Origin of the sequence: Streptomyces sp. NPDC090077, from assembly GCF_044747545.1 — a bacterium.
Classification (GTDB): Bacteria; Actinomycetota; Actinomycetes; order Streptomycetales; family Streptomycetaceae; genus Streptomyces.
Genome location: NZ_JBIVEG010000010.1, coordinates 170,324 through 195,658, shown reverse-complemented (window position 1 = coordinate 195,658; position 25,335 = coordinate 170,324). Strand labels below are relative to the sequence as shown.

Annotated in this window: 19 protein-coding genes and 1 pseudogene; 11 read left to right on the top strand and 9 right to left on the bottom strand. The window is 73.7% G+C overall.

Features of this window, described 5'->3' with window-relative positions; translation table 11 throughout:
* The first annotated feature begins 175 nt into the window (after nucleotides 1-175).
* On the top strand, nucleotides 176-1,204 hold the full coding sequence (locus ACIPW5_RS19300) for a WxL protein peptidoglycan domain-containing protein (RefSeq protein WP_401246099.1): 1,029 nt from the start codon (nucleotides 176-178) through the stop codon (nucleotides 1,202-1,204).
* A 66-nt stretch (nucleotides 1,205-1,270) separates the two neighbouring features.
* Nucleotides 1,271-2,452 (top strand): hypothetical protein, encoded by a 1,182-nt coding sequence (locus ACIPW5_RS19295; protein WP_401246097.1) that lies wholly within the window; start codon nucleotides 1,271-1,273, stop codon nucleotides 2,450-2,452.
* 74 nt (nucleotides 2,453-2,526) lie between these two features.
* Here the strand turns inward: ACIPW5_RS19295 and ACIPW5_RS19290 are convergent, their stop codons facing one another.
* The 4 genes from ACIPW5_RS19290 to iolC all read right to left on the bottom strand — a co-directional run bounded on the left by ACIPW5_RS19290 (nucleotide 2,527) and on the right by iolC (nucleotide 8,028).
* Nucleotides 2,527-4,026, bottom strand: coding sequence for a CoA-acylating methylmalonate-semialdehyde dehydrogenase (locus ACIPW5_RS19290; RefSeq protein WP_401246095.1), 1,500 nt, complete (start codon nucleotides 4,024-4,026; stop codon nucleotides 2,527-2,529).
* 12 nt (nucleotides 4,027-4,038) lie between these two features.
* Nucleotides 4,039-5,925: a 3D-(3,5/4)-trihydroxycyclohexane-1,2-dione acylhydrolase (decyclizing) gene (gene iolD, locus ACIPW5_RS19285; RefSeq protein ID WP_401246093.1), complete on the bottom strand. Its 1,887-nt coding sequence runs from the start codon at nucleotides 5,923-5,925 to the stop codon at nucleotides 4,039-4,041.
* Nucleotides 5,922-6,725 (bottom strand): 5-deoxy-glucuronate isomerase, encoded by an 804-nt coding sequence (gene iolB, locus ACIPW5_RS19280; RefSeq protein ID WP_401246210.1) that lies wholly within the window; start codon nucleotides 6,723-6,725, stop codon nucleotides 5,922-5,924. The genes iolD and iolB overlap by 4 nt, the downstream gene beginning before the upstream one ends.
* Nucleotides 6,726-7,104: 379 nt before the next feature.
* A complete protein-coding gene (gene iolC / locus ACIPW5_RS19275; protein WP_401246207.1) occupies nucleotides 7,105-8,028 on the bottom strand; it encodes a 5-dehydro-2-deoxygluconokinase in 924 nt (307 codons plus the stop codon).
* Nucleotides 8,029-8,133: 105 nt separating this feature from the next.
* Between iolC and ACIPW5_RS19270 the strand changes: the two genes are divergently transcribed.
* The 3 genes from ACIPW5_RS19270 to ACIPW5_RS19260 all read left to right on the top strand — a co-directional run bounded on the left by ACIPW5_RS19270 (nucleotide 8,134) and on the right by ACIPW5_RS19260 (nucleotide 10,563).
* Nucleotides 8,134-9,048, top strand: a complete 915-nt coding sequence (locus ACIPW5_RS19270) for a sugar phosphate isomerase/epimerase family protein (protein ID WP_401246091.1) — start codon at nucleotides 8,134-8,136, stop codon at nucleotides 9,046-9,048.
* Between the two features lie 25 nt (nucleotides 9,049-9,073).
* On the top strand, nucleotides 9,074-10,087 hold the full coding sequence (locus tag ACIPW5_RS19265; protein WP_401246089.1) for a Gfo/Idh/MocA family protein: 1,014 nt from the start codon (nucleotides 9,074-9,076) through the stop codon (nucleotides 10,085-10,087).
* A 275-nt stretch (nucleotides 10,088-10,362) separates the two neighbouring features.
* Complete coding sequence (locus tag ACIPW5_RS19260) at nucleotides 10,363-10,563, top strand: AlpA family transcriptional regulator (RefSeq protein ID WP_042800909.1); 201 nt, start codon at nucleotides 10,363-10,365, stop codon at nucleotides 10,561-10,563.
* A 43-nt stretch (nucleotides 10,564-10,606) separates the two neighbouring features.
* On the opposite strand, the gene ACIPW5_RS19255 is transcribed toward ACIPW5_RS19260, so the two are convergent.
* A complete protein-coding gene (locus ACIPW5_RS19255; protein WP_401246087.1) occupies nucleotides 10,607-11,815 on the bottom strand; it encodes a cation:proton antiporter in 1,209 nt (402 codons plus the stop codon).
* A 145-nt stretch (nucleotides 11,816-11,960) separates the two neighbouring features.
* Between ACIPW5_RS19255 and ACIPW5_RS19250 the strand changes: the two genes are divergently transcribed.
* Together ACIPW5_RS19250 and ACIPW5_RS19245 are read left to right on the top strand one after the other, a co-directional pair.
* Nucleotides 11,961-12,185, top strand: a complete 225-nt coding sequence (locus tag ACIPW5_RS19250) for a heavy-metal-associated domain-containing protein (RefSeq protein ID WP_401246085.1) — start codon at nucleotides 11,961-11,963, stop codon at nucleotides 12,183-12,185.
* Nucleotides 12,186-12,279: 94 nt separating this feature from the next.
* A complete protein-coding gene (locus ACIPW5_RS19245; protein ID WP_401246084.1) occupies nucleotides 12,280-14,553 on the top strand; it encodes a heavy metal translocating P-type ATPase in 2,274 nt (757 codons plus the stop codon).
* Between the two features lie 367 nt (nucleotides 14,554-14,920).
* On the opposite strand, the gene ACIPW5_RS19240 is transcribed toward ACIPW5_RS19245, so the two are convergent.
* Together ACIPW5_RS19240 and ACIPW5_RS19235 are read right to left on the bottom strand one after the other, a co-directional pair.
* Complete coding sequence (locus tag ACIPW5_RS19240) at nucleotides 14,921-16,210, bottom strand: citrate synthase (RefSeq protein WP_136216460.1); 1,290 nt, start codon at nucleotides 16,208-16,210, stop codon at nucleotides 14,921-14,923.
* A 183-nt stretch (nucleotides 16,211-16,393) separates the two neighbouring features.
* Nucleotides 16,394-18,640: an ATP-dependent RecD-like DNA helicase gene (locus ACIPW5_RS19235; protein ID WP_401246082.1), complete on the bottom strand. Its 2,247-nt coding sequence runs from the start codon at nucleotides 18,638-18,640 to the stop codon at nucleotides 16,394-16,396.
* Between the two features lie 310 nt (nucleotides 18,641-18,950).
* Between ACIPW5_RS19235 and ACIPW5_RS19230 the strand changes: the two genes are divergently transcribed.
* Together ACIPW5_RS19230 and ACIPW5_RS19225 are read left to right on the top strand one after the other, a co-directional pair.
* Nucleotides 18,951-19,460, top strand: coding sequence for a DUF937 domain-containing protein (locus tag ACIPW5_RS19230; protein ID WP_401246081.1), 510 nt, complete (start codon nucleotides 18,951-18,953; stop codon nucleotides 19,458-19,460).
* A gap of 61 nt (nucleotides 19,461-19,521) precedes the next feature.
* Nucleotides 19,522-20,019: pseudogene (locus tag ACIPW5_RS19225) on the top strand (GNAT family N-acetyltransferase); the annotation flags it as partial.
* Here ACIPW5_RS19225 and ACIPW5_RS19220 read toward each other — a convergent pair.
* On the bottom strand, nucleotides 19,970-20,896 hold the full coding sequence (locus ACIPW5_RS19220; protein ID WP_401246079.1) for an EamA family transporter: 927 nt from the start codon (nucleotides 20,894-20,896) through the stop codon (nucleotides 19,970-19,972). The pseudogene ACIPW5_RS19225 and the gene ACIPW5_RS19220 overlap by 50 nt on opposite strands.
* An 82-nt stretch (nucleotides 20,897-20,978) precedes the next feature.
* Here ACIPW5_RS19220 and ACIPW5_RS19215 point away from each other — a divergent pair, with 82 nt between their 5' ends.
* Both ACIPW5_RS19215 and ACIPW5_RS19210 read left to right on the top strand, forming a co-directional pair.
* Complete coding sequence (locus ACIPW5_RS19215; RefSeq protein WP_401246077.1) at nucleotides 20,979-21,875, top strand: LysR family transcriptional regulator; 897 nt, start codon at nucleotides 20,979-20,981, stop codon at nucleotides 21,873-21,875.
* Nucleotides 21,876-21,963: 88 nt separating this feature from the next.
* A complete protein-coding gene (locus tag ACIPW5_RS19210; RefSeq protein WP_401246075.1) occupies nucleotides 21,964-23,784 on the top strand; it encodes a glycoside hydrolase family 3 protein in 1,821 nt (606 codons plus the stop codon).
* 38 nt (nucleotides 23,785-23,822) lie between these two features.
* Here the strand turns inward: ACIPW5_RS19210 and ACIPW5_RS19205 are convergent, their stop codons facing one another.
* On the bottom strand, nucleotides 23,823-25,298 hold the full coding sequence (locus ACIPW5_RS19205) for an aminopeptidase (protein ID WP_401246073.1): 1,476 nt from the start codon (nucleotides 25,296-25,298) through the stop codon (nucleotides 23,823-23,825).
* Nucleotides 25,299-25,335 lie beyond the last annotated feature (37 nt).

The window sequence follows — 25,335 nt, the reverse complement described above, 5'->3', positions numbered from 1 at the left end:
GCCCCCCACCAGCCCGGGGTCGGGGGGCGCGCCCCCCCCCCCCCCCCCCCCCCCCGGGGGGGGGGGGGGCGCCCCCCCCCCCCCCCCACCACCCTCCCGCGTTCCACCCTCCCGCGTTCCACCTCCCGCGTTCCGCTTCCCGCGTTCGACGCCGCGACACTGGAGACCGACGCCCATGCGCATCCGCACCGTTGTCCGCTCCCTCCTCCCGGCCCTGTGCGGCGCACTGGTGCTGCTGCTCCCCGCCGCCCCCGCGACCGCCGCGGACAACGGCACGTGGGGGGTCTTCCCGACGCCGCCGGCCGGAGCGTCGGTGACCGACCGGGCGTACTTCTTCCACCAGGGCGCCGCCGGCACCACCGTCAGCGACAGTGCGACGATCGTGAACACCTCCGACCGGGAGCTGACCTTCCGGGTCTTCGCCACCGACGCGGTGAACACCCCGTCGGGCGGCGCCTTCGCGCTGCTGCCCGTGCAGACGAAGCCGAAGGACGTCGGCGCCTGGGTCGCGCTGGCGCCCGACGCGGCGGCCACCGTCACCGTCCCGCCCCGGGGCCGCAAGGACGTCCCCTTCACCGTCAAGGTCCCCCGGGACGCCGTGCCGGGCGACCACGTCGGGGGGATCGTCGCGCTGAACACGCAGGTCGAGGGGGTGCAGCAGGAGGGCAGGGTGCAGGTCGGGGTGCAGCGCCAGGTGGGCGCCCGGCTGTACTTCCGGGTGCCCGGCCCCCTGACGCCGGGGCTGAGCGTGGAGGACGTACGGGTCGACCGGAGCGCGCCGCTGCTGCCGTGGGTCAAGGACGCCCGCGCCACCGTCACGTACACCCTGGTCAACCGGGGCAACGTGGTCGTCGAGCCGAGGGTGGCGGTGTCCGCCGAGGGGCTGTTCGGGCGCCGGGTGTTCAACCGCCCCGCTCGGGACCTGAAGCTCGTCCTGCTGCCCGGCCAGCGCATCGAGCTGACCGAACCGTGGCCGGACGCGCCCCAGTTGGACTGGGTGTCCGTCAAGGTCCGGGCCGGCGCGGCCGCCTACCCGGACCTCGCGCCGGACGCCGGTGCGGACTTCGTCGCCGTCCCGTGGCCGGCGGCGGGCGCGGCGCTGGTCCTGGCGGGGGCCGGAACCGCCTTCCTGGTGCTGCGCAGGCGCCGCCGCGGGACTCCGGAAGAAGCGCTGAGCGAACCGGACTTGGCGCGGGCCCGCTGACCGGCAAGGGTGTCCCCCGGGGGGTGACGGCATTCGGCCATCACCTGTGACGGGGAGGCACGACGGATGGAACGAGAGCACACCGGGTCCGGATCCGCCGCCCGGCCGGTCAGGGGCGTGGGCCTGCTGACCCGCATCGAGCGGGAACTGGGCACGGGGACCGCCGCCTACCTGCCCGGGGACGGCTGGATCCGGCTCACCCTCCCGCTCGACGACGGCGGCCCGGCGCCCGTCACGGTGGACGTGGTCGCGGACGCCGTGCGGGCCCCGCGCGGGATCGCGTACCTGCTGCCGGGCGGTGGCCTGAACTTCGCTGCGGACTTCTTCACTCCGGGCCGCGACAACCTGGCCCATCAGCTGCGCCGCCAGGGCCTGCTGGTGGTCGGGGTGACCCCGCGCGAGGACGCCGCCCGCCCCGAGGAGGTCACCGCGGACTTCGGGCTCGCGGCGCACCGCCGGGACCTGGCGGGGGTGGTGGCGGCGCTGGACTCCGTCCTGGGCCTGCCGTACGCGTACGCGGGCCACTCGGCCGGCGCCGCCCTGGCCCTGGACGCGGCCTCGCACGACCCCTCGGACCGGCTGCTCCGGGTGCTGGTCCTGGACACGACCGGGCCGTACGCCGGGGCCCTGGCGGACCGGGCCGCGCAGACCCGGGAGGTGTACGAGGAGCAGCTCGCGCGGGGTGTCCACGCGGCCGACCCGGGTCTGGCGGCGCTGGTCGCCCGCGCGGTGGCGGACCCGTCGGGCGCGTCGGAGGCGCCCTGGCCGCCGGACCCGTCCCGGCGCTTCACGCACGCGGGCCTGGCCCACTTCGCGCTGGTCCGCACCGCCGACCTGCCCGGCCCGGCGCACTGGATCCACCGCCGGGGCCACGCCGGGGGCGAGTACGCCTTCGGCGACACCCCGGCCGAGGACCGCTTCGCGCTGGCGCACACCCCGCTGGCCGTCTGGCACGCGGCCACGTCGGCGCTCGGCAGCGGGCTGGTCCCGACGGCGCTGATGCGGGACCTCGCGGCGGTGTGGGCGGGTGACGGGAAGGCGTACGGGATCGCCTGGGAGCGGATCCGCTGCGAGGTGGTGTGGGTCAACACCGAGCTGGGCCGGGGCGACGAGCCGCGGGGCGCGGAGCTGATCCGCGCGGCGGGCAACGACCGGGTCCGCTTCGCCGTGGTCCCGGGCTACGGGCACGGGGACGTCGTCTGGTCGCGGACGGCCGCGCAGGACGTCTGGCCGCTGCTCGAGGACTGAGGGCGCGGGCAACGGGGCAGCCCCCGGCCGGTGAGGGTGGGCCGGGGGCTGCTGGTCCTGCGGGGTGCCGGGGCTCAGTGGTTGCGGGGGAAGCCCAGGTCGACGCCGGCGGGGGCGTCGGCCGGGTCGGGCCAGCGGGTGGTGACGACCTTGCCGCGGGTGTAGAAGTGGATGCCGTCGTTGCCGTAGATGTGGTGGTCGCCGAAGAGCGAGTCCTTCCAGCCGCCGAAGGAGTGGTAGCCCACCGGCACCGGGATCGGGACGTTGACGCCGACCATGCCGGCCTGGATCTCCAGCTGGAAGCGGCGGGCGGCGCCGCCGTCGCGGGTGAAGATCGCGGTGCCGTTGCCGAACGGCGAGGCGTTGATGAGGGCCACGCCCTCCTCGTAGGTCTCGGTGCGCAGGACGCACAGGACCGGGCCGAAGATCTCGTCGCGGTAGGCGTCGGAGTCGGTCTTGACGTGGTCGAGGAGCGAGAGGCCGATCCAGTGGCCGTTCTCGTTGCCCTCGACCGTGTAGCCGGTGCCGTCGAGGACCACGTCGGCGCCCTGGGCGGCGGCGCCCTTGACGTAGGAGGCGACCTTGTCGCGGTGGGCGGCGGTGATCAGCGGGCCCATCTCGGAGGTCGGGTCGTTGCCGGGACCGATCTTGATCTTCTCGGCGCGCTCGCGGATCTTCTCGACCAGCTCGTCGGCGATGGAGCCGACGGCGACGACCGCCGAGATGGCCATGCAGCGCTCGCCCGCCGAGCCGTAGGCGGCGGAGACGGCCGCGTCGGCGGCGGCGTCCAGGTCGGCGTCCGGGAGCACCAGCATGTGGTTCTTGGCGCCGCCCAGGGCCTGGACGCGCTTGCCGTTGGCGGAGGCGGTGGTGTGGATGTGGCGGGCGATCGGGGTGGAGCCGACGAAGGAGACGGCGGAGATGCCGGGGTGGGCGAGGAGGGCGTCGACGGCGACCTTGTCGCCGTGGACGACGTTGAGGACGCCCGCCGGCAGGCCGGCCTCGGTCATCAGCTCGGCCAGCTTGTTGGCGGCCGACGGGTCCTTCTCGCTCGGCTTGAGGATGAAGGTGTTGCCGCAGGCGACGGCCAGCGGGAACATCCACATCGGGACCATCGCCGGGAAGTTGAACGGGGTGATGCCCGCGACGACGCCGAGCGGCTGGCGGATCGCGGAGACGTCGACCCGGTTGGAGACGGAGGTCGACAGCTCGCCCTTGAGCTGGGTGGTGATCCCGCAGGCCAGCTCGACGATCTCCAGGCCGCGCGCGACCTCGCCCAGCGCGTCGGAGTGCACCTTGCCGTGCTCGGCGACGATCAGCTCGGCGATGGCGTCGCGGTTGGCGTCCAGCAGGGCGCGGTAGGCGAAGAGCACCTTGGTGCGGGCGGCCAGCGAGGACTGGCCCCAGGACAGGAAGGCCTCCTGGGCGACCTTGACGGCCGCGTCGACCTCGTCGGCGGAGGCGAGCGCGACCTGGGTGGTGACCTCGCCGGTGGCCGGGTCGGTGACCGGGCCGTAGTTGCCCGACGCGCCCTCGACGGTCTTGCCACCGATCCAGTGGTTGACGGTCTTCATTGTGCTGCTCCTTCACAGATGGCGACGTCGCTGCGCGGCTTGCCGGTCGTACTCTTCACGGGCCTGGGCCGCCGACGCACGGGTCGCGGTCTCGGCCACAGGAACATCCCACCACGCCTGTGCCGGGGGCGGGCCCGACACAGTGTCGGGTGTTCGGGTCTGTGCGTAGACACATGTGGGCCGGTCCGACAGACGGGCCTCGGCCAGGGCTTTTCGCAGGTCACCGATGGTGCGGGTACGGATCACGGCCATGCCGAGGGAGGCCGCGTTGGCCGCGAGGTCCACCGGGAGGGGTGGCCCGTCGTACGCGCCGTCCGGCCCCCGGAAGCGGTACGCGGTGCCGAAGCCCTCCCCGCCGACCGCCCCGGAGAGGCCGCCGATGGAGGCGTAGCCGTGGTTGTCGAGGATCACCACCTTGACCGGGATCCCCTCCTGGACGGCGGTGACGAGCTCGGTGGGGTTCATCAGGTACGAGCCGTCGCCGACGAGCGCCCACACCGGCCGGTCCGGGGCGGCGAGGGCGGCCCCGAGGGCGCCGGGGATCTCGTAGCCCATGCAGGAGTAGCCGTACTCCACGTGGTACTGGTACGGGGAGCGGGCCCGCCAGAGCCGGTGCAGGTCGCCGGGGAGCGAGCCGGCCGCGTTGACGATCACGTCGGTGTCGTCGACGACGGCGTCGAGGGCGCCGAGCACCTGGGCCTGGGTGGGGACGGCGTCCGTGTCGGGGGCGTGGAAGGCCTGGTCCACCAGGGCCTCCCAGTAGAGCTTGGCCTTGCGGTACGTCCGCTCGTACGCCGGGTCCACGCGGTGGCCCGCGAGCTCCGCGCGCAGCGCGTCCAGGCCCTCGCGGGCGTCGCAGACCAGGGGCAGCGCGGCCTGCTTGTGGGCGTCGTACGGGTCGAGGTTGAGGCCGAGGAAGCGGACGCCGGGGTCCTGGAAGAGGGTCGAGGAGGCGGTGGTGAAGTCGGTCAGCCGGGTCCCGGCCGCGATCACCAGGTCGGCGGCGCGGGCCAGGTCGTCGGCGGTGGCGGTACCGGTGTGGCCGACGGCGCCGACCTCGGCGGGGTGGTCGTGGCGCAGCGCGCCCTTGCCTGCCTGGGTGGCGGCGACGGGGATGCCGGTGGCCTCGGCGAAGGCCTTCAGGGCGTCCTCGGCGCCGCTGTGGCGGATGCCGCCGCCGACGACCAGCAGGGGGCGGCGGGCCGCCCGTACCGCCTCGGCGGCCGTGTGCAGTTCGTCCGCGTCGGGCCGGGGGCGGCGCACCCGCCACACCCGTTCGGCGAAGAACTCCTCGGGCCAGTCGTGGGCCTGGGCCTGCACGTCCTGCGGCAGCGCGAGGGTGACGGCGCCGGTCTGCACGGGGTCGGTGAGGACCCGCACCGCCTGGAGGGCGGCCGGGACCAGGGCCTCGGGGCGGGTGATCCGGTCGAACCAGCGGGACACCGGCCGCAGGGTGTCGTTGACGGAGACGTCGCCGGCCCAGGGCACCTCCAGCTGCTGGAGCACCGGGTCGGCGGGCCGGGTGGCGAAGGTGTCCCCGGGCAGCAGGAGCACCGGGATCCGGTTGATCGTGGCGAGGGCGGCGCCGGTGACGAGGTTGGTGGCGCCGGGCCCGATGGAGGTGGTCACGGCGTGCGCGGAGAGCCGCCCGCACTGGCGGGCGTACCCGACGGCGGCGTGCACCATGGCCTGCTCGTTGCGCCCCTGGAGGAAGGGCATGGCCTGCGGTCCGCTCTCCAGCAGGGCCTGCCCGATCCCGGCGACGTTCCCGTGCCCGAAGATCCCCCAGGTGGCGGCGATCAGCCGGTGCCGGCGGCCGTCGCGCTCGGTGTACTGGGCGGCGAGGAAGCGCACGAGCGCCTGCGCGGTGGTGAGCCGGACGCTGCGCTGCGCGGTCACGGGGTCTCCTCGGGGGTCCGGGGGAACGGGAGGCGGGGGTCGGTGGGCCGGCCGCGCCAGGTGGCGCGGATCCAGGCGTGGTCGGGATGGTCCCGGATCAGCCACTCCCGCTCCGCGTCCGGGCCCGCCATCACGTTCAGGTAGTACATGTCGTGCCCGGGCGCCGCGATCGAGGGGCCGTGCCAGCCGTCGGGGATCAGGACGACGTCGCCCGACCGCACCTCGGCGAGCACGTCGGTCTTCCCGGCGGGCGAGGGCGTCACGCGCTGGTAGCCGACGCCGGGGGTGGTGCCGTGCGGGGCGATCTCGTAGAAGTAGATCTCCTCCAGCCGGGATTCCTCGCCCGGGTGGTGCTCGTCGTGCTTGTGGGGCGGGTACGAGGACCAGTTCCCGCCCGGGGTGAGCACCTCGACGGCGATGAGCCGGTCGCAGGCGAAGGCGTCGGCGGCGGCGAAGTTGTGCACCTGCCGCGAGCAGGACCCGGCGCCGCGCAGCTCGACGGGCACGGCGTCGGCCGGCCCGTACCGCGGGGCCAGCCGCCGCTCGCACCGCGCGCCGACCAGCGCGAACCGGCCGCCTGCGGCGGAGGCGACGTCGGCGTGCGCGTCCCGGGGCAGGTACACGAAGTCACTGGGCCCGTCGAACACGCTGGCGCGGCCCCGCAGTCGGAACGTCCCTGCGGAGCCCTCCCCCACCCCGCCCCTTCCCGAAACCACGGCTACGCCCCGACCCCCCTCGGGGACACCACCTTCGGCCGACGCCCGAGGCGCAGGATCCGGGGCCGAGCCCCGCTCCCCCAGCCCCGCCGACGCCCGAGACGCAAGATCCGGGGCCGAGCCCCACTCCCCCAGCCCCGCCGGCGTTTGAGGCGCGGGGTCCGGGGCGGAGCCCCGGGGAACGGAGGAAGGGCGGGGCGGGGAGGATCCAGGCCGTGCCCCGGGCCCGGGGGCAGGGACCGGCTCCGTATCGGGGGCCCCACCCGGGGCCCGGCCCGGGCCCGGGTCCGGAGCCGGGCCCGCGCCCGGGGCCCCGCCCGGAGCCGGGGAAGCGGCCGCGCAGCGGACCTCGCAGGCGCCGGACAGCGGGAGCACGATCCACTCCGCGTCGCCGCAGGCGAACCGGTGCACCTCCCCCGGTGCCAGTTCCAGCACCACCAGCCGGGTGAGCTCCATCCCCGTCTCAGACAGCACCGGCACGGCCCAGCACCTCCTCCACCTCGTGCGGGAACGGCATCGCCGACGAGCACGCCAGCCGCGAGGCCACGATCGCCCCGGCGGCGTTGGCGTACCGCAGGACCCGCTCCAGGTCCCAGCCGGCCAGCAGCCCGTGGCACAGGGCGCCCCCGAAGGCGTCGCCGGCGCCGAGTCCGTTGACCACCTCGACCTCCACCGGCGCCACCTCCACCACCGTCCCGTCCCGGTGGACGGCCAGCACCCCCTCGGGCCCCCGTTTGACCACCGCCAGCTCCACCCCGGCCGCGAGCAGCGCCTCCGCCGCCGCGTACGGCTCCCGGCACCCGGTCGCGACCTCGCACTCCTCGGCGTTGCCGACGGCGACCGTCGCCATCCCGAGCGCCCGCCCGTACCAGGGCTGCGGCGGGCCGTCCCACAGCATCGGCCTCCAGTCGAGGTCGAAGACGGTGGTCCCGGACTTCGAGCGGGCCTCCAGCGCGGCCAGGGTCGCGGCGCGGCTCGGCTCGGCGCTCAGGCCCGTGCCGGTCATCCAGAAGACCCGCGCCGCCCGCACCGCCGCCCGGTCGATCTCGTCGGGCTCGATCTCCAGGTCGGGCGCCTTGGGGAGCCGGTAGAAGTAGAGCGGGAAGTGGTCGGGCGGGAAGACCTCGCAGAAGGTGACGGGCGTCGGGTAGGCCGCCACCTCCCCCACCCACCGGTCGTCGACCCCGAACCCGCGCAGCTCGGCGCGCAGGTACGCCCCGAAGGGGTCCGCCCCGGTGCGGCTGATCACGGCCGTGCGCCGCCCCAGCCGGGCGGCCGCGACGGCGACGTTCGCCGGCGAGCCGCCGAGGAACTTGCCGAAGGTATCGGCCTCGGCGAGCGGTACGCCGGTCTTGAGCGGGTAGAGATCCACCCCGATCCGCCCCATCGTGATCAGGTCGTGAACGGCTTGCCCGTCCGGCGTGTCCACAGCTGTCGCTCCTCCCACTCGTGCTCCCTCTTCCCTCGGATCCCGCACCCTAAGGTGGCCGTCATGACCTCCTCCCCACCCGCGTTGACCCGTATCCGCGTCGGTTCGGCTCCGGATTCCTGGGGTGTCTGGTTTCCGGAGGATCCCCTCCAGACGCCCTGGGTGCGGTTCCTCGACGAGGTCGCCGACGCCGGGTACGAGTGGATCGAGCTCGGCCCTTACGGCTACCTGCCCACCGATCCGGCCCGGCTCGCCGAGGAGACCGCCAAGCGCGGGCTGCGGGTGTCCGCCGGCACCGTCTTCACCGGACTCCATCACGGCCCCGGCGTCTGGGAGCAGACCTGGGCGCACGTGTCGCGGATCGCCGCGCTGACCCGGGACGCGGGGGCGGAGCACCTCGTCGTGATCCCCTCGTTCTGGCGGGACGACAAGACCGGCGGGATGCTGGAGGACCCGGTCCTGAGCCCCGCCCAATGGCGTGAACTGACCTCCCAGACCGAGCGCCTGGGCCGGGAGGTCCGGGAGCGGTACGGGCTGCGGATCGTGGTCCACCCGCACGCGGACACGCACGTGGACACCCCGGAGAACGTGGCCCGGTTCCTGGACGCCACGGATCCGGCGCTGGTCTCCCTGTGTCTGGACACGGGTCACTACGCGTACTGCGGCGGGGACAGCGTCGAGGCGATCGAGGCCTTCGGCGAGCGGATCGGGTACCTGCACCTGAAGCAGGTGGACCCGCGGGTCCTCGCCGAAGTGCGGGCCGAGGGGACGCCGTTCGGCCCGGCCGTGGCGCGCGGGGTGATGTGCGAGCCGCCGTCCGGGGTGCCCGCGCTGGAGCCCGTGCTGGCGGCGGCGCAGCGGCTCGGGGTGGACCTGTTCGCGATCGTGGAGCAGGACATGTACCCGTGCCCGCCCGAGCGTCCGCTGCCCATCGCCCGGCGCACCCGCGCCTATCTGCGTTCCTGCGGCGCCCGTTGACGACCCCGAACCTCCGAGGAGAGACATGAGCACGCTCGGCATCGCCGTCATCGGCACCGGGAAGATGGGCGCCGACCACGTCCGCCGGATCGGCGAAGCGGTCGGCGGGGCACGGGTGGTGGCCCTGGCCGACCCGGACGGGGACCGGGTCAAGGAGGTCGCGTCGGGGCTGGACGGGGTGGGCGCGTACACCGACCCGGGGGCGGCGATGGCGGCGCCGGGGGTGGACGCCGTACTGATCGCCTCGCCGGGGCCGGCCCACGAGGAAGCGATTCTGCACGCCCTGGGGCGGGAGTTGCCGGTGCTCTGCGAGAAGCCGCTGACCCCGGATCCGGAGGGGGCCCTGCGGGTGCTGGAGGCGGAGCGCAGGCTCGGCCGGCGGCTGGTGCAGGTGGGGTTCATGCGGCGGTTCGACGCCGAGTACGAGCGGCTCAAGGAGCTGCTGGACGCGGGCGGCATCGGCCGGCCGCTCTTCCTGCACTGCCGCCACCGCAACGCGGCCTCGCCCGCCTTCTTCACCAGCGACATGCTGATCAGCGACTCGGTGGTGCACGAGGTGGACGCGGCCCGCTGGCTGCTGGGCCAGGAGGTGACCGCGGTGACGGTGCTGTCCCCCACTCCGTCCTCGGCCGCGCCGGAGGGGCTGCGCGATCCCCGGCTGGTGCTGCTGGAGACCTCGGGCGGGGCGGTGGTCGACGTGGAGATCTTCGTCAACTGCGGGTTCGGCTACCAGGTGCAGTGCGAGGCGGTCGGGGAGTCCGGCAGCGCCCGGATCGGCGACGGCCGGGCGATGGTCGTCCAGTCGGGCGGCCGGTGGGGCGGGGAGATCACCCAGGACTTCACCACGCGCTTCGCCGACGCCTACGACCGCCAGGTGCGGCGCTGGGTGGCGGCGGCCACGCGGGGGCGGGTGGACGGCCCCGACGCCTGGGACGGGTACGCGGCCGCCGCCGTGTCGGAGGCCGGGCTGGCGGCCGCGCGCAGCGGCGTACGGACGCAGGTGCGGCTGGAGGCCCGGCCGGAGCTGTACGCACGCTGAGGCGGCCCGCCGCCGCCGTCGCAGGCGGCTCCCGTGCCGCTGCCGTCCCCGGCCTCCACGGGCGACTCCTGTGCCGCATCCGTCACAGAAGTCGCCGCTGTGTCACACATGTCCGTACTACGCGGGTTTTCCGTCACAGGGAGCACACAGAGGCTCCCCCGCGCTCACCGAGCGTCGTTCTCCGGGCACAACCCGAGTGATCGTCAGTGTCCACGCGCCGGCTCCCCCGACGGCCTCCCGGCCGGCCCCGCGCCGTGGACCAGGAGGTGTCGTGGATGAGCGACCGACAGCTGTGGTCGTACAAGGAGATCGCCGCCCATATCCGGGTCCAGCCGGACACGGTGCGCTCCTACCGCAAGCACGGGCTGCTGCCCGCCCCCGACCACGTGGAGGGCGGCAAGCCCTACTGGTACGCCGACACCATCCGGACCTGGGTGTCGCGGCGCCCCGGCAACCGCGGCCGCCGCGAGGAGTGATCCGGCGGTGCGGGGGCGGGGCGGCGCCCGGGCCCCGCCCCGCTCACCAGGACTCCGCCCCGGCCCGCCGCTCGCCGCCGCCCGCGGTGCGGCCCCGCAGCCGCAGGGCGAGCAGCGGGAAGATCAGCACCGAGACCATGCCGGCCCCGACCAGGGCGGCCGCCTCCCCGGCATCGAGCTGGCCGTCCTCCACCCCGAGGGTGGTGATGGCCACCACCAGCGGCAGCGCGGTCGCCCCGAACAGCACCAGGGCACCGCGGTCGCGCCGGCCCAGGTCGCGCGGGGCCAGCAGCCAGATCGGCAGCCCGCGCACCAGCAGGAACAGCAGCAGGAACAGGGGCAGCAGGAGCAGTTCGCGGCCCCCCGCGAGGAGGGCCTCCAGATCGAACTGGATCCCGGTGACGACGAAGAACAGCGGCACCAGGAAGCCGAAGCCGATGGCCTCCACCTTCGACAGCACGGCCTCGCTGCTGTCGGGCGCCGCCCCGTGCAGCACCAGCCGGGTGATCACCCCGGCGGCGAAGGCGCCGAGGAGGACGTCGAGCCCCATCGCCTGGGCCAGCCCGAGCATCGCCACCAGCATCAGCGCCACCAGCCGTACCGCGAACTGGGCGCTGCTGTGCAGGGTCTTGGCGATGACCTCGGCGAACCAGGGCGGCTTGGGCCGCATGGCCCAGAACACCGCCGCCGCCGACAGGACGGCGAAGGCGATCAGCACCGCCGCCGAGCGGGCCGGTGCCCGCCCGCTGAGCAGCAGGGCCATCGCGATGATCGGCCCGAACTCGCCGACGGACCCCATCGCCATGGTCACCGTCCCGAACCGGCCGCCCAGGTCCCCGGAGTCCCGCAGCATCGGCAGGATCGCGCCGAGGGCGGTGCTGGTGAGCGCGGTGCCGATGTAGACGCCCTTGTCGAAGCCGCCGCCGTGGGCGAGGAGGAGGCCGGCGCCGAGGCCGAGGGCGAGGGCGGCCAGCCAGGCCCAGACCGACCGGCTCAGGGTGTCGCCCCTGATCTCGTCGAACCGAATCTCGTAGCCGGCCAGGAAGATCAGCATGGCCAGGCCCAGCTGGCTGAGCACGTCGATCACCTCGCCGGTGTGCGCCCAGCCGAGCACGTCGGGCCCGATGAGGATGCCGAGGACGATCTCGAAGATCACCAGGGGGACGGAAAGCCAGCGCGCCGTCACATAGGCGAGCAGCGGCGCGAGCACCGCTACGGCCATGATGAGGATGAGCGTCACAGACTGGGCCATGAGCGCCATTTACGTACGCTCCGGCGATCCCGGCCACCGGAGGACGGTCGGAGAGCGGCCGGAGGCGCGCTCAATGGACACTCAATACCCCCTAGGGGTATAGAGTGTCGGAAGAGACAGCCGTCCCCCGACAGAGGAGAACGACATGACCGCCGTGACGGTAACCGTGTACAAGGTCACCGGGATGACCTGTGGGCACTGCGAGGGCGCCGTGACCGCCGAGCTCACCGCCCTCCCCGGCGTGACCTCGGTCAAGGCCGTCGCCGCCACCGGTGAGGTCACCGTCGAGTCCCAGGTCCCGCTCTCCGAGGCCGACGTGCGCGCCGCCGTCGACGAGGCCGGGTACGAACTCGCCGGCGTAGCGGCCTGAGCCCCCGCACCCCTCGCCCACGCAGTACCCGCCGGGCCGCACCCGCCAGCTCATACTGGACCGTACGGCCCGGCCCTCCCCCAGGAGCGGGAACATGAGCAGCAGCACAGTGCACGACGGGCCCATAGCGGACACCGCCGTCTCCGAGGTGGAGCTGACGATCGGCGGGATGACCTGCGCCTCCTGCGCGGCCCGCATCGAGAAGAAGCTCAACCGGATGGACGGCGTCAGCGCCACGGTGAACTACGCCACCGAGAAGGCCCGGGTCTCCTACGGCGGAGCGGTGCAGGTGGCCGACCTGATCGCGACCGTGGTGAAGACGGGCTACACCGCCGAGGAGCCCCCGCCGCCGGGACCCGAGCCGGAGGCGGAGCCCGGTGAGGACCCGGCCGTACGCGACCCCGAGCTCGCCGCGCTCCGGCAGCGGCTGCTGGTGTCCGCGGCCCTGGCCCTGCCGGTGGTCCTGCTCTCGATGGTCCCCGCCCTCCAGTTCGACAACTGGCAGTGGCTCTGCCTCACCCTCGCCTCCCCCGTGGTCGTGTGGGGCGCCCTGCCCTTCCACCGGGCCGCCTGGACCAACCTCCGGCACGGCGCCGCCACCATGGACACCCTGGTCTCGGTCGGCACGCTGGCCGCCTACACCTGGTCCGTGTGGGCGCTGTTCCTCGGCGACGCCGGAGCGCCCGGGATGCGGCACGGCTTCGACCTCACCGCCGGGGGCGCGCACGGCTCCTCCGCCCTCTACCTGGAGGTCGCCGCGGGCGTGGTGACCTTCATCCTGCTCGGCCGCTACCTGGAGGCCCGCTCCAAGCGGAAGGCCGGCGCCGCCCTGCGGGCGCTGATGGAACTGGGCGCCAAGGACGTGGCCGTGCTGCGCGACGGCCGCGAGGTCCGGATCCCCGTCGGCGCGCTCGCGGTCGGCGACCGCTTCGTGGTCCGGCCCGGGGAGAAGATCGCCACCGACGGCACCGTCACCGAGGGCTCCTCCGCCGTGGACGCCTCCATGCTGACCGGCGAATCCGTCCCGGTGGACGTCACCGCCGGGGACGCCGTCACCGGCGCCACCGTGAACGCCTCCGGCCGGATCGTCGTGGAGGCCACCCGGATCGGGGCCGACACCCAGCTCGCCCGGATGGCCCGGATGGTCGAGGAGGCCCAGAGCGGCAAGGCCGAGGTGCAGCGGCTCGCCGACCGGATCTCCGCGGTGTTCGTGCCCGTGGTGCTGCTCCTCGCGCTCGGCACCTGGGTCACCTGGCTGCTGATCACCGACGACCCCACCGCCGCCTTCACCGCCGCCGTGGCGGTCCTGATCATCGCCTGCCCCTGCGCGCTGGGCCTGGCCACGCCGACCGCCCTCATGGTCGGCACCGGCCGGGGCGCCCAGCTGGGCATCCTGATCAAGGGGCCCGAGGTGCTGGAGTCCACCCGGCGCGTGGACACCGTCGTGCTCGACAAGACCGGAACGGTCACCACCGGCCGGATGACCCTCTCCGGGGTGCACCCGGCCGAGGGCGTGGACGAGAAGGAACTGCTGCGGCTCGCGGGCGCGCTGGAGCACGCCTCCGAGCACCCGGTCGCGCGGGCCATCGCCACCGGAGCCGCCGAGCGGGCCGGTGAACCGCCCGTCCCCGGCTCCTTCCGGAACCTGGCCGGGCTCGGCGTCAGCGGCACGGTCGAGGGGCACGAGGTACTGGTGGGCCGCGAGCGGCTGCTCGCGGACCGGGGCGTCGCCCTGCCCGGCCCGCTCGCCGCCGCGAAGGCCGCCGCCGAGGCCGCGGGCGCCACCGCGGTGCTGGTCGCCTGGGACGGCACCGCCCGCGGGGTCCTGACCGTGGCCGACGCCGTCAAGGGGACCAGCGCCAAGGCCGTGGCCCGGCTGCGGGACCTCGGCCTCACACCGGTGCTGCTGACCGGCGACAACCGGGCCGTCGCCGAGACGGTGGCCCGGGAGGTGGGCATCGACGAGGTGATCGCGGAGGTGCTCCCGCAGGACAAGGTGGACGTGGTCAAGCGGCTCCAGGCCGAGGGCCGCACGGTCGCGATGGTGGGCGACGGGGTCAACGACGCGGCCGCGCTCGCCCGGGCGGACCTGGGCCTGGCCATGGGCACGGGCACCGACGCGGCCATCGAGGCCGGCGACCTGACCCTCGTACGCGGGGACCTGCGGGTGGCGGCCGACGCCATCCGGCTCTCCCGGCGGACCCTGGCCACGATCAAGGGCAACCTGTTCTGGGCCTTCGGCTACAACGTGGCGGCGATCCCGCTGGCCGCCGCGGGGCTGCTCAACCCGATGATCGCGGGGGCCGCCATGGCCTTCTCGTCGGTCTTCGTGGTGACCAACAGCCTGCGGCTGCGCTCGTTCCGCTAGAGGATCTCCTCCTCGTTCCCTCCACAGATCCTTCACTGGAGACGCAGATCACAGTGATGACAACGTAACCATCCGGGGTCGTCGCAGGTCTAATGGGGCGATGCCGAAAACGTCTTGGGGGACGTTTCGTGGAGGTCCTTGGGGGACGTCCGGGCATCCGCCGGCCGGGACGCGTGCCCTCGGGAAGCTTTGAGCGGCCCTCCCGACCCGAAACGGGTCCCGGCACACACCGACGCCCCGGCGCGGGTCCCGTGGGGGGAATCCGCTGCCGGGGAAAGGGAAGCGCCCCGACCGTCGACCCGTGGGGGGATCGACGGCGGGGCGCTTTCCGCATGAACGGAGCGGCGACGCGTGCGCCGGAAGGGCCTTAGCGGGCCTCGACCGGGACGAAGTCGCGCAGGACCTCGCCGGTGTAGATCTGGCGCGGGCGGCCGATGCGGGAGCCGGGCTCCTTGATCATCTCGTGCCACTGGGCGATCCAGCCGGGAAGGCGGCCGAGCGCGAAGAGCACGGTGAACATCTCGGTCGGGAAGCCCATGGCCCGGTAGATCAGACCGGTGTAGAAGTCCACGTTCGGGTAGAGGTTGCGGGCGACGAAGTACTCGTCGGCCAGCGCGTGCTCTTCCAGCTTGAGCGCGATGTCCAGCAGCTCGTCGCTCTTGCCGAGCGCCGAGAGGACGTCGTGCGCCGCCGCCTTGATGATCTTCGCCCGGGGGTCGAAGCTCTTGTAGACGCGGTGCCCGAAGCCCATCAGGCGGACGCCGTCCTCCTTGTTCTTCACCTTGCGGATGAAGGCGTCGACGTCGCCGCCGTCGTTCTTGATGCCTTCCAGCATCTCGAGGACGGACTGGTTGGCGCCACCGTGCAGCGGGCCCCACAGGGCCGAGATGCCGGCGGAGATCGAGGCGAACATGTTCGCCTGCGAGGAGCCGACCAGGCGCACGGTGGAGGTCGAGCAGTTCTGCTCGTGGTCCGCGTGCAGGATCAGCAGCTTGTCGAGCGCGGAGACCACGACCGGGTCCAGGTCGTACTCCTGGGCCGGCACGGAGAAGGTCATGCGCAGGAAGTTCTCGACGTAGCCGAGGTCGTTGCGCGGGTAGACCACCGGGTGGCCGACCGACTTCTTGTACGCGTACGCGGCGATCGTCGGGAGCTTGGCCAGCAGACGGATCGTCGAGAGGTGGCGCTGCTTCTCGTCGAACGGGTTGTGGCTGTCCTGGTAGAACGTCGACAGCGCGCTGACCACGGACGACAGCATGGCCATCGGGTGGGCGTCGCGCGGGAAGCCGTCGTAGAACCGCTTCACGTCCTCGTGCAGCAGCGTGTGCTGGGTGATCTCGTTGCGGAACGACGCGAGCTGGTCGACGGTCGGCAGCTCACCGTTGATCAGCAGGTAGGCGACCTCGATGAAGGTCGAGCGCTCCGCCAGCTGCTCGATCGGGTAGCCGCGGTAGCGCAGGATGCCCTGCTCACCGTCGAGGTAGGTGATCGCCGACTTGTAGGCGGCGGTGTTGCCGTAGCCACTGTCCAGCGTGACGAGCCCGGTCTGGGCCCGGAGCTTCGAGATGTCGAAGCCCTGGTCACCGACGGTGCTTTCGACCACCGGGTAGGTGTATTCACCGTCCGCGTACCGGAGTACTACAGAGTTGTCGCTCACGTCATCCCTCACCGACGTAGTGCCTCTTCTTCGAGGTGCCCTGACTGCCTCTACCTTCCCCCATTTGGCGCAGGAGAGTGCACTCGGGGTCGGCCTTTGGTCTTTTTGACGGCACTGAGTGCCGTCAACCTGCTCATCCTGCCCCCTCCGCGCCGGTGGTAGGAACCCCAAATGATCGATCATCTAGGTGATGTTTCCCACCGAGACCCGGCCGGCGAGTCGCGCGGCGACCGCGGTGTACCTCCTGCCTGCGGAAACGGTACGCACCGCCTGTCCGAGGGCCTTGCGGGACCCGACCAGCACGACCAGCTTCTTCGCCCTGGTCACGGCCGTGTAGAGCAGATTCCGCTGGAGCATCATCCAAGCCCCGGTGGTGACGGGGATCACGACCGCCGGATATTCACTCCCCTGGGAACGGTGGATGGTGACGGCGTACGCATGGGCCAGCTCGTCGAGTTCGGCGAACTCGTACGCCACCTCCTCGTCCTCCTCGGTACGGATCGTCAAGCGCTGCTCGTCCACGTCCAGAGCCGTGACCACCCCGACGGTGCCGTTGAAGACGCCGTTGGCGCCCTTCTCGTAGTTGTTGCGGATCTGGGTGACCTTGTCGCCCACCCGGAAGACCCGGCCGCCGAACCGCTTCTCGGGCAGGTCCGGCCGGGCCGGGGTGATCGCCTGCTGGAGCAGGCCGTTGAGGTGCCCCGCGCCGGCCGGGCCCCGGTGCATGGGCGCGAGGACCTGCACGTCCCGGCGCGGGTCGAGCCCGAACCGGGCCGGGATCCGGCGGGCGGCCACGTCCACGGCGAGGGCCCCGGCCGCCTCCGTGTCCTCCTCCGGGAAGAGGAAGAAGTCCGGCAGGCCGTCCGTGACGGGCGGCACCCCCGTGTTGATGCGGTGCGCGTTGGTGACCACCCCCGACTGCTGGGCCTGGCGGAAGATCCGGGTCAGCCGCACGGCGGGCACCGGCCCGTCCTCGGCCAGCAGGTCCCGCAGCACCTCGCCCGCGCCGACCGAGGGCAGCTGGTCCACGTCTCCGACCAGCAGCAGGTGCGCTCCCGGAGCCACCGCCTTGACCAGCTTGTTGGCGAGCAGCAGGTCCAGCATGGAGGCCTCGTCGACCACGACCAGGTCGGCGTCCAGCGGCCGGTCCCGGTCGTACGCCGCGTCCCCGCCGGGCTTGAGCTCCAGCAGCCGGTGCACGGTCGAGGCCTCGGCCCCGGTCAGCTCGGACAGCCGCTTCGCCGCGCGGCCGGTGGGGGCGGCGAGCACCACCTTGGCCTTCTTGGCCCGGGCCAGCTCCACGATGGAGCGCACCGTGAAGGACTTGCCGCAGCCGGGCCCGCCGGTGAGGACCGCCACCCGGCGGGTGAGGGCCAGCCTGACCGCGTCCCGTTGCTCGGGGGCGAGGCTGGCGCCGGTGCGGCCGGCGAGCCAGCCGAGGGCCTTCTCCCAGTCCACGTCCCGGAAGCCCGGCATCCGGTCCTCCTCGGCGTTCAGCAGCCGGCGGACCTGGCCGACCAGCGACAGCTCGGCCCGGTGGAAGGGGACCAGGTACACCGCGGTGAGGGGGTCCGGGCCGCCCTGGGGGTCGGGCACGGGCTCGCGCACCACCCCCTCCGGATCGGCGGCGAGTTCGGCCAGGCACTCGATGACCAGTCCGGTGTCCACCTGGAGCAGCTTCACCCCGTCGGCGATGAGGCGCTCCTCGGGGAGGAAGCAGTGCCCCTGGTCGGTGGACTGGGACAGGGCGTACTGGAGTCCGGCCTTGACCCGCTCGGGGCTGTCGTGCGGGATGCCCACGGCCTGGGCGATGCGGTCGGCGGTGAGGAAGCCGATGCCCCAGACGTCGGCGGCGAGCCGGTACGGCTGGTTCTTCACCACCGAGATGGAGGCGTCCCCGTACTTCTTGTAGATGCGCACCGCGATGGAGGTGGAGACGCCGACGCCCTGGAGGAAGACCATGACCTCCTTGATGGCCTTCTGCTCCTCCCAGGCCGCGCCGATGAGCTTCGTCCGCTTGGGGCCGAGGCCGGGGACCTCGATCAGCCGCTTGGGTTCGCCCTCGATGACGTCCAGGGTGTCGAGGCCGAAGTGCTCGACGATGCGGTCGGCGATCCTCGGGCCGATGCCCTTGATGAGGCCGGAGCCGAGGTAGCGGCGGATGCCCTGGATGGTGGCGGGCAGGACCGTCGAGTAGTTCTCGACGGTGAACTGCCTGCCGTACTGGGGGTGCGAGCCCCAGCGGCCCTCCATGCGCAGGGATTCGCCGGGCTGCGCGCCGAGCAGCGAGCCGACGACGGTCAGCAGGTCTCCGGCGCCGCGGCCGGTGTCGACCCGGGCGACCGTGTAGCCGCTCTCCTCGTTGGCGTAGGTGATGCGCTCCAGCACTCCCTCGACCACAGCCGGCTGCACCGCCCCGTTGTTCGCCATGGCACGAAGCTACAGCCCGCCGCCGACAGGGCGCCGGGGCCTGTGGACAACGGCCGCGGCACCGGCGGGGCTTGGGGGAAAACGAAAGGGGGTCCGGCCTCGCGGCCGGACCCCCTCACGGTTACCCCTCCCTCGTCGCGGACTTCCCGATCCCCCCGGATCCCCACCCGGAAGTCCCGACGCACCATACGACCCGCGTGCCGCCCGGAGGGTTGCATGCGGAATCACAGCTTTACCTTTCCGTTACATTCAGCCACACCAGGAGTACTCCGAGGTGCCATGAAATCGGCACGGACGTAGCGTTTCGGGCATGAGCGAACCCTCCTTCCAGGACGACGTGCTGAACGAGCTCGGCGACGAGAAGCTGACCGAGATCGCGGGACTGCTCGGCACCGATGCCGCCGGCGCCCGCGAGACGGTCACCGAGACCGTCGGGGCCATGACCGGCGGCCTCCAGGAGAAGGCCGACGCCGGCGACGACGAGGTCCGCCAGGCCTTCGCGGAGGTCTCCGAGCCCCCTCTCCAGGGCGTGTCCACCCTCGGCGGCGGCCTCGGCGGCCTGCTGGGCGGCGGAATGATGGCCGGGGTGCTCGCCAAGGTGAGCAAGCCGGTGGCCAACGCCGTCTCGAAGAAGACCGGCATCCCCGTCCCGACCGTCATGCGCGTCATCGAACTGCTGATCCCGGTGCTGATGGCCGTCCTCGCCAAGCGCGCCTCCGGCAAGGGCGCCCCCACCGCAGGGGCCCCGGCTCCGGGAGCCGCCCCCGCCGGGGGCCTCGGCGACCTCCTGGGCCAGATCCTGGGCGGCGGGAAGAAGTAGCCCGGCCCGGCGGGCCGCCCCCGCGCTATCCTCCACAGCCATGGAGACTTCCGGCGCGGCGGTGCGGCTGCGGGACCCCGGACCCGGCGAGCTGGGCTGGATCGTGCAGCGGCACGGCGCGCTCTACGCCGCCGAGTACGGCTGGAACCAGGAGTTCGAGGGCCTGGTGGCCCGGATCGTCGCGGACTTCGCCGAGGACCACGACCCCCATCTGGAGCGGGTCTGGATCGCCGAACACGAGGGCGAGCCGGTCGGCTCGGTGATGTGCGTGCGCGAGGACGGCTCCCCCGGCACGGCCCGGCTCCGGCTGCTGCTCGTGGAGCCGGCCGGGCGCGGCCTCGGGGTGGGCACCCTGCTGGTCGCCGCCGTCGTGGCCTTCGCCCGTTCGGCGGGCTACCGCGAGCTGGTGCTGTGGACCAACGACGTGCTGAGCGCGGCCCGCTCCCTCTACGAGCGGGCCGGCTTCACCCTCGTCGCCGAGCGCCCGCACCGCTCGTACGGCGCCTCCCTCACGGGGCAGGACTGGCGGCTGCCGCTGCGCGAGGACTCCCCGCGCTGACGGGGACCGTACGGTCCTTCGCGCGCGCCGGGGCCAGCGAGGTCAGGCCCACCCCGCCGACGAGCAGCACCGCCGCCACCCAGCCCGGCCCGGAGACCCCCTCGCCGAGCACCAGGGCGGCCGAGGACATCCCGAACACCGGCACCAGCAGCGAGAACGGCGCCACGGCCGAGGCCGGGTAGCGGCGCAGCAGGTAGGCCCAGGCGCCGAAGCCGAACACCGTGGACACCCAGGCGACGTAGCCGATGACGGCCACCCCGGACCAGTCCAGGGCGCGCAGCGCGGCCAGGTCCCGCTCGGGCCCCTCCAGCAGCAGCGACAGCGCGAACAGCGGGACCACGGGGACGACGCACACCCACACCTGGAAGTTCATGGCGTCGGGCGGGGCCGCCTTGCGGGTGAGCACGTTGGACACCCCCCAGCAGGCGGCGGCCGCGACGACCAGGACGAAGCCGGTGACGGGCCCGGACAGCCCCCGGTCCACGGCGGCCACCCCGATCCCGGCCAGCGCCACGGCCATGCCCAGCACCCGCACCCGGCCGGGCCGCTCGCGCAGGACGACGGCGGCCAGGACGGCGGTGAAGACGGCCTGGGCCTGGAGCACGAGCGAGGACAGCCCGGCCGGCATCCCGGCGGCCATCCCCGTGAACAGCAGCCCGAACTTGGCGATGCCGAGGGCGGCCCCGACCCCGAGGACCCACTTCCAGGCGACCTTGGGGCGCCCCACGAAGAACACGGCGGGCAGCGCGGCGACGAGGAAGCGCAGCGCGGACAGCAGCAGCGGCGGGAAGTGGCCGAGGCCGATCTCGATGACGACGAAGTTGAACCCCCAGACGGCGGCGACGAGGACGGCGAGTGCGGTGTGTACGGGACGCATGCTCCGAGCATCGGCCCCCGGACCATGTAGCACCAGCGCGGATCCCTACCGGGATGGATGAAGCAGAGCTTACGATTGGCGGATGCTCGACCTGTCCCGGCTGCGCGCCCTGCACGCCGTCTCCGTCCACGGTTCGGTCGCGGGCGCGGCGGCCGCACTCGGCTACACCCCCTCCGCGGTCTCGCAGCAGATCGCCAAGCTGGAGCGGGAGACCCGCACGACGCTGCTGGAGCGGCGCGGGCGCGGGGTCGCGCTCACCGAGGAGGCCCGGCACCTGGCCGACACCGCCCACGAGCTGCTGGCCATCGTGGAGCGGGCCGAGACCACCCTGGAGGAGCGGCGCGGCCGGCCGAGCGGGCTGCTGACGGTGGCCGCCTTCGCGTCGGCGGCGCGCGGACTGCTGCCGGGGGTGCTGGCCGAGCTGGCGGACCGCCATCCGGCCCTGGACGTACGCCTGACGGAGGTCGACCCCCACCTGTCGGTGGACCTGGTCGCCCGGGGCGTCACCGACCTGGCGGTGGCCCACGACTGGGACATCGCCCCGCTGCCCGCCCCCGAGGGCGTGGAGCAGGCCGTCATCGGGGACGACCCCTGCGATCTGGTGGTCCCGGCTGGACACCCCTTCACCACCCGGCGGGCGGTGCGCCGGACGGACCTCGGCGGCCAGCGCTGGGTGTGCCAGCCGCCCGGCCGGGTGTGCCACGACTGGCTGGTGCGGACCATGCGCACGGCCGGGTTCGAGCCCGACATCGCGCACACCGCCGAGGAGAACCACACCATCGTCGCGCTGGTCGCGGCCGGCCTCGGGGTCGCGGTCGTGCCCCGGCTGGGCACCGGCGCGCTGCCGCCGGGCGCGGTGGCCGTACCGCTGGAGCCGGGCCCGGTCCGCAGGCTGTACGCCCTGTGGCGGACGGGAGCGGCCCGCCGGCCCGCCATCACCGAGATGGTACGGACCCTGCGGGAGCACTGGAGGGCGTAGGCCGCGTCCCGGTACCGGACCGTCCCTAACGGGCCATTCCCGAGTGTCCGTCAGGCGTGGCGCGGGGTGCGGCAGTAGGGTCCCACGGGTGCCGAACCACGCCTCCCGCCGGGCCCTGCTCGCCGCCGCAGCCATGGCCGCCGTCACGGCCGCCGGAGCCGCCGGGGCCGCCTCCACGGCCTCCACCGCCGCCCCCCGGACCCCGGACGACTCCCGCGCCCCCGGCGGGCCGCCGGGGCGCGGCCCGGAGCGGGAGCGGCTGCGGGCGCTGGTCTCCGGGCTCGGGCTGCCCGAGCTGGTGGGGCAGCTGTTCGTGTCCCGGGCCTACGGGCATTCGGCGACGGACCCCGATCCGGCGGACGCCGAGCTGAACCTGAAGCACTTCGGGGTGCGCACCGCCGCCGAGCTGGTGGCCCGCTACCACCTGGGCGGGGTGGTCTACTTCGCGTGGGCGCACAACACCCGTGCCCCGCACCAGATCGCGGCCCTGTCCAACGGGCTCCAGCGGGCCGCCGCGGACTCGGGGGCGGGGATCCCGCTGCTGCTGTCGGTGGACCAGGAGCACGGGGCCGTCGCCCGGATCGGCCGGCCCGCGACCCTGCTGCCCGGGGCGATGGCGCTGGGCGCGGCGGGCTCCGCCGAGGGGGCCCGCCGGGCGGCCCGGGTCGCGGGGACGGAGCTGGCGGCGCTGGGCATCCGGCAGGACTGGGCGCCGGTGGCCGACGTGAACGTGAACCCGGCCAACCCGGTGATCGGCGTGCGCTCCTTCGGCTCCGACCCGGCCGCCGTCGCGGCCCTGGCCGCGGCCCAGGTGCGCGGCTACCAGGGGGCGGGGGTGGCGGCCGCGGCGAAGCACTTCCCGGGCCACGGGGACACCGAGACCGACAGCCACGTCGGGCTGCCGGTCATGCGGCACACCCGCGCCCAGTGGGAGGAGCTGGACGCGCCGCCGTTCCGGGCGGCGGTGCGGGCGGGCGTGGACGTGGTCATGACGGCGCACATCGTCTTCCCCGCGCTCGACCCCTCGGGGGACCCGGCCACCCTCTCGCGGCCCATCGTGACGGGCCTGCTGCGCGAGTACCTCGGCTTCGGGGGCGTGGTGGTCACCGACGCCCTCGACATGGCCGGGGTCCGGCAGAAGTACGGGGACGACCGGGTGCCGGTGCTGGCCCTGAAGGCGGGCTGCGACCTGCTGCTGAACGCGCCGGACCTGGGGCTCGCGCAGCGCAGCGTGCTGGCGGCGGTGGAGTCGGGCGAGCTGGCGCGCAGCCGCGTCGAGGAGTCGGTGCTGCGGGTCCTGGAGCTGAAGGCCCGCCGGGGCCTGTTCGGGGACCCGTACACCTCCGACGCGGAGGTGGACGCGGCGGTGGGCACGGGCGGGCACCTGGCGGCCGCCGACGCGGTCGCGGCGGGGACCACGACCCTGCTGGCCAATCCGCGCGGGCTGCTGCCGCTGGACGCGGCGGCCGGGCCCCGGCTGCTGGTCACCGGGACCGACCCGGCCTCCCCCACGGGCACCACGGGCCCCTCCACGGCGGTCCTGGCGCGGGAGCTGACCGCCCTGGGGTGCCGGGCGCAGGCGCTGCCGCCCGAGCGGGCGGTGGCGGCCGCCCCGGGGCACGCGGCGGTGCTGGTGTGCACGTACAACGTCCCGGAGGGGGAGAGTCCGCAGCGGACGCTGGTGGCGGAGCTGGTCGCGACGGGCGTCCCGGTGGTGCTGGTGGCGGTCCGCAACCCGTACGACCCGGCGCGGCTGCCGGAGTGCGCGGCCGAGCTGGCCACGTACACCTGGACGGACGTGGAGATGCGGGCGGCGGCCCGGGTGCTGACGGGCGCGAGCCGGCCGTCGGGCCGGCTCCCGGTGCCCGTCCCGGGCCGCTACCCGCTGGGCCACGGGCTGTCGTACTGAGGGCGGAGGCCCCGGGTACGACAGCCCGTCGGGGACCGTTACCGGCGCAGCGAGTCGCGGCGCAGGTCGGTCTGGTCGAGGACCGGGTCCGGTGCGGCGAGCGGCGCCGCGGCCTGCGGGGCGGCCCCGTCGGCGCGGAACACGTCGGCGGCGGGGGCGACTCCGGCCCACTGGAGGATCCGCGCGGTCGCGAGGGCCTTCTCGCCGTCCTGGAGCTTGGCCACGTTGGCCCCGTGGTTGGCGCCCGGGGCGGTCATCACGTAGCTGTCGCGCGTCCCGTACCCGAGGTGGAAGGGCTCGGCGCCCCACGGGTCGTTCTGCCCGTACACGAACAGCATCTGGTGGGCGTTGTTGCGGACCCAGGTGTCCACGTCCGCCATGGCCGCCGGCTGGAAGGTCATGGGGATGTCGCGGGGCACGAAGTTGCGCGGCGGCTGGTAGCCGTAGCGGCTCAGGCCCTTCAGGTGCGGCTGCTTGATGTCGGGCGAGCCGAGCTGGGTGCCGGCCTGGTAGTAGTACGGCGTGTACGTCTCCAGGCCCTGGTCGGCGTAGGCCGAGAAGCCGGAGATGGTGTCGACCGTGTCCCAGATCTGCTGGTCGGTGGCGGTCTTGGCGTCCGGGATGGTGGCGCAGTCCGCGAGCAGGCTGTACTGCCAGAAGGCCCAGGTGTAGTCGAGGACGACGGCCTCGAAGGCCTTGTCGAGGCTGCCCACGGTGTTGAAGGTCCAGCCGTTCTCGGCGGCGGCGGCCTGGTACTTGGCCTCCAGCGGCGCGCGGCGGATCAGGGCCTCGCGCTGGACGTTGTTCAGCTTGTCGCGGCACTCCTTGGTGCCGACCTTGTTGAAGAACCGGTCGTAGGCCGAGTCCTCCTTGTTGACGACGTCGTTGGGCGCCACGTAGGCGACGACGCCGTCCATGTCACGGGGGTAGAAGCGCTCGAAGTACGTCGCCGTCATGCCGCCCTTGCTGGCGCCCGTGGAGAGCCAGTTCTTGGGGTAGAGCTTCTTCAGGGCGGTGAAGAGGCGGTGCTGGTCGCTGGCGGCCTGCCAGATGTCGAGCTTCGACCAGTCCGCCGGGTCGGGGCGGGACGGGTTGAAGAATCGATACTCCATCGACAGCTGGTTGCCGTCGATTATGGTCGTGGGCTCCGCGCGGCGCGGGTTGGTGTTGACGTTGTAACCCGAGGTGAAGAACACCGTGGGGCGGGAGACGTCCTTGTGCAGCAGGGTGATGCGCTGCTTGAAGGTGCCCTTCCACGGCTGCCGGTGGTCGACCGGCTGCTCGTAGTTCAGCACGAAGAATCTGTAGCCGGGGTACGGCTTCTCCTCGATCAGGCTCATGCCCGGGATCGCGAGGATCTGGTCCTTGATGTCCGCCGTGGAGCCCTGTCCGGCGGTGGCCTGCGCGGCGGCGGCCGGCTCTGCGGCGGTGGCCGTCTGAGCCGTGAGTCCGGCCGTGCCCATGGTGCCGATCAGCACCGCGACGGGCAGCACCCGGCCAAGCGTCTTGCGCATTCACCCTCCCCTTCAGTTCACTGTGGTCGCCCGTGAA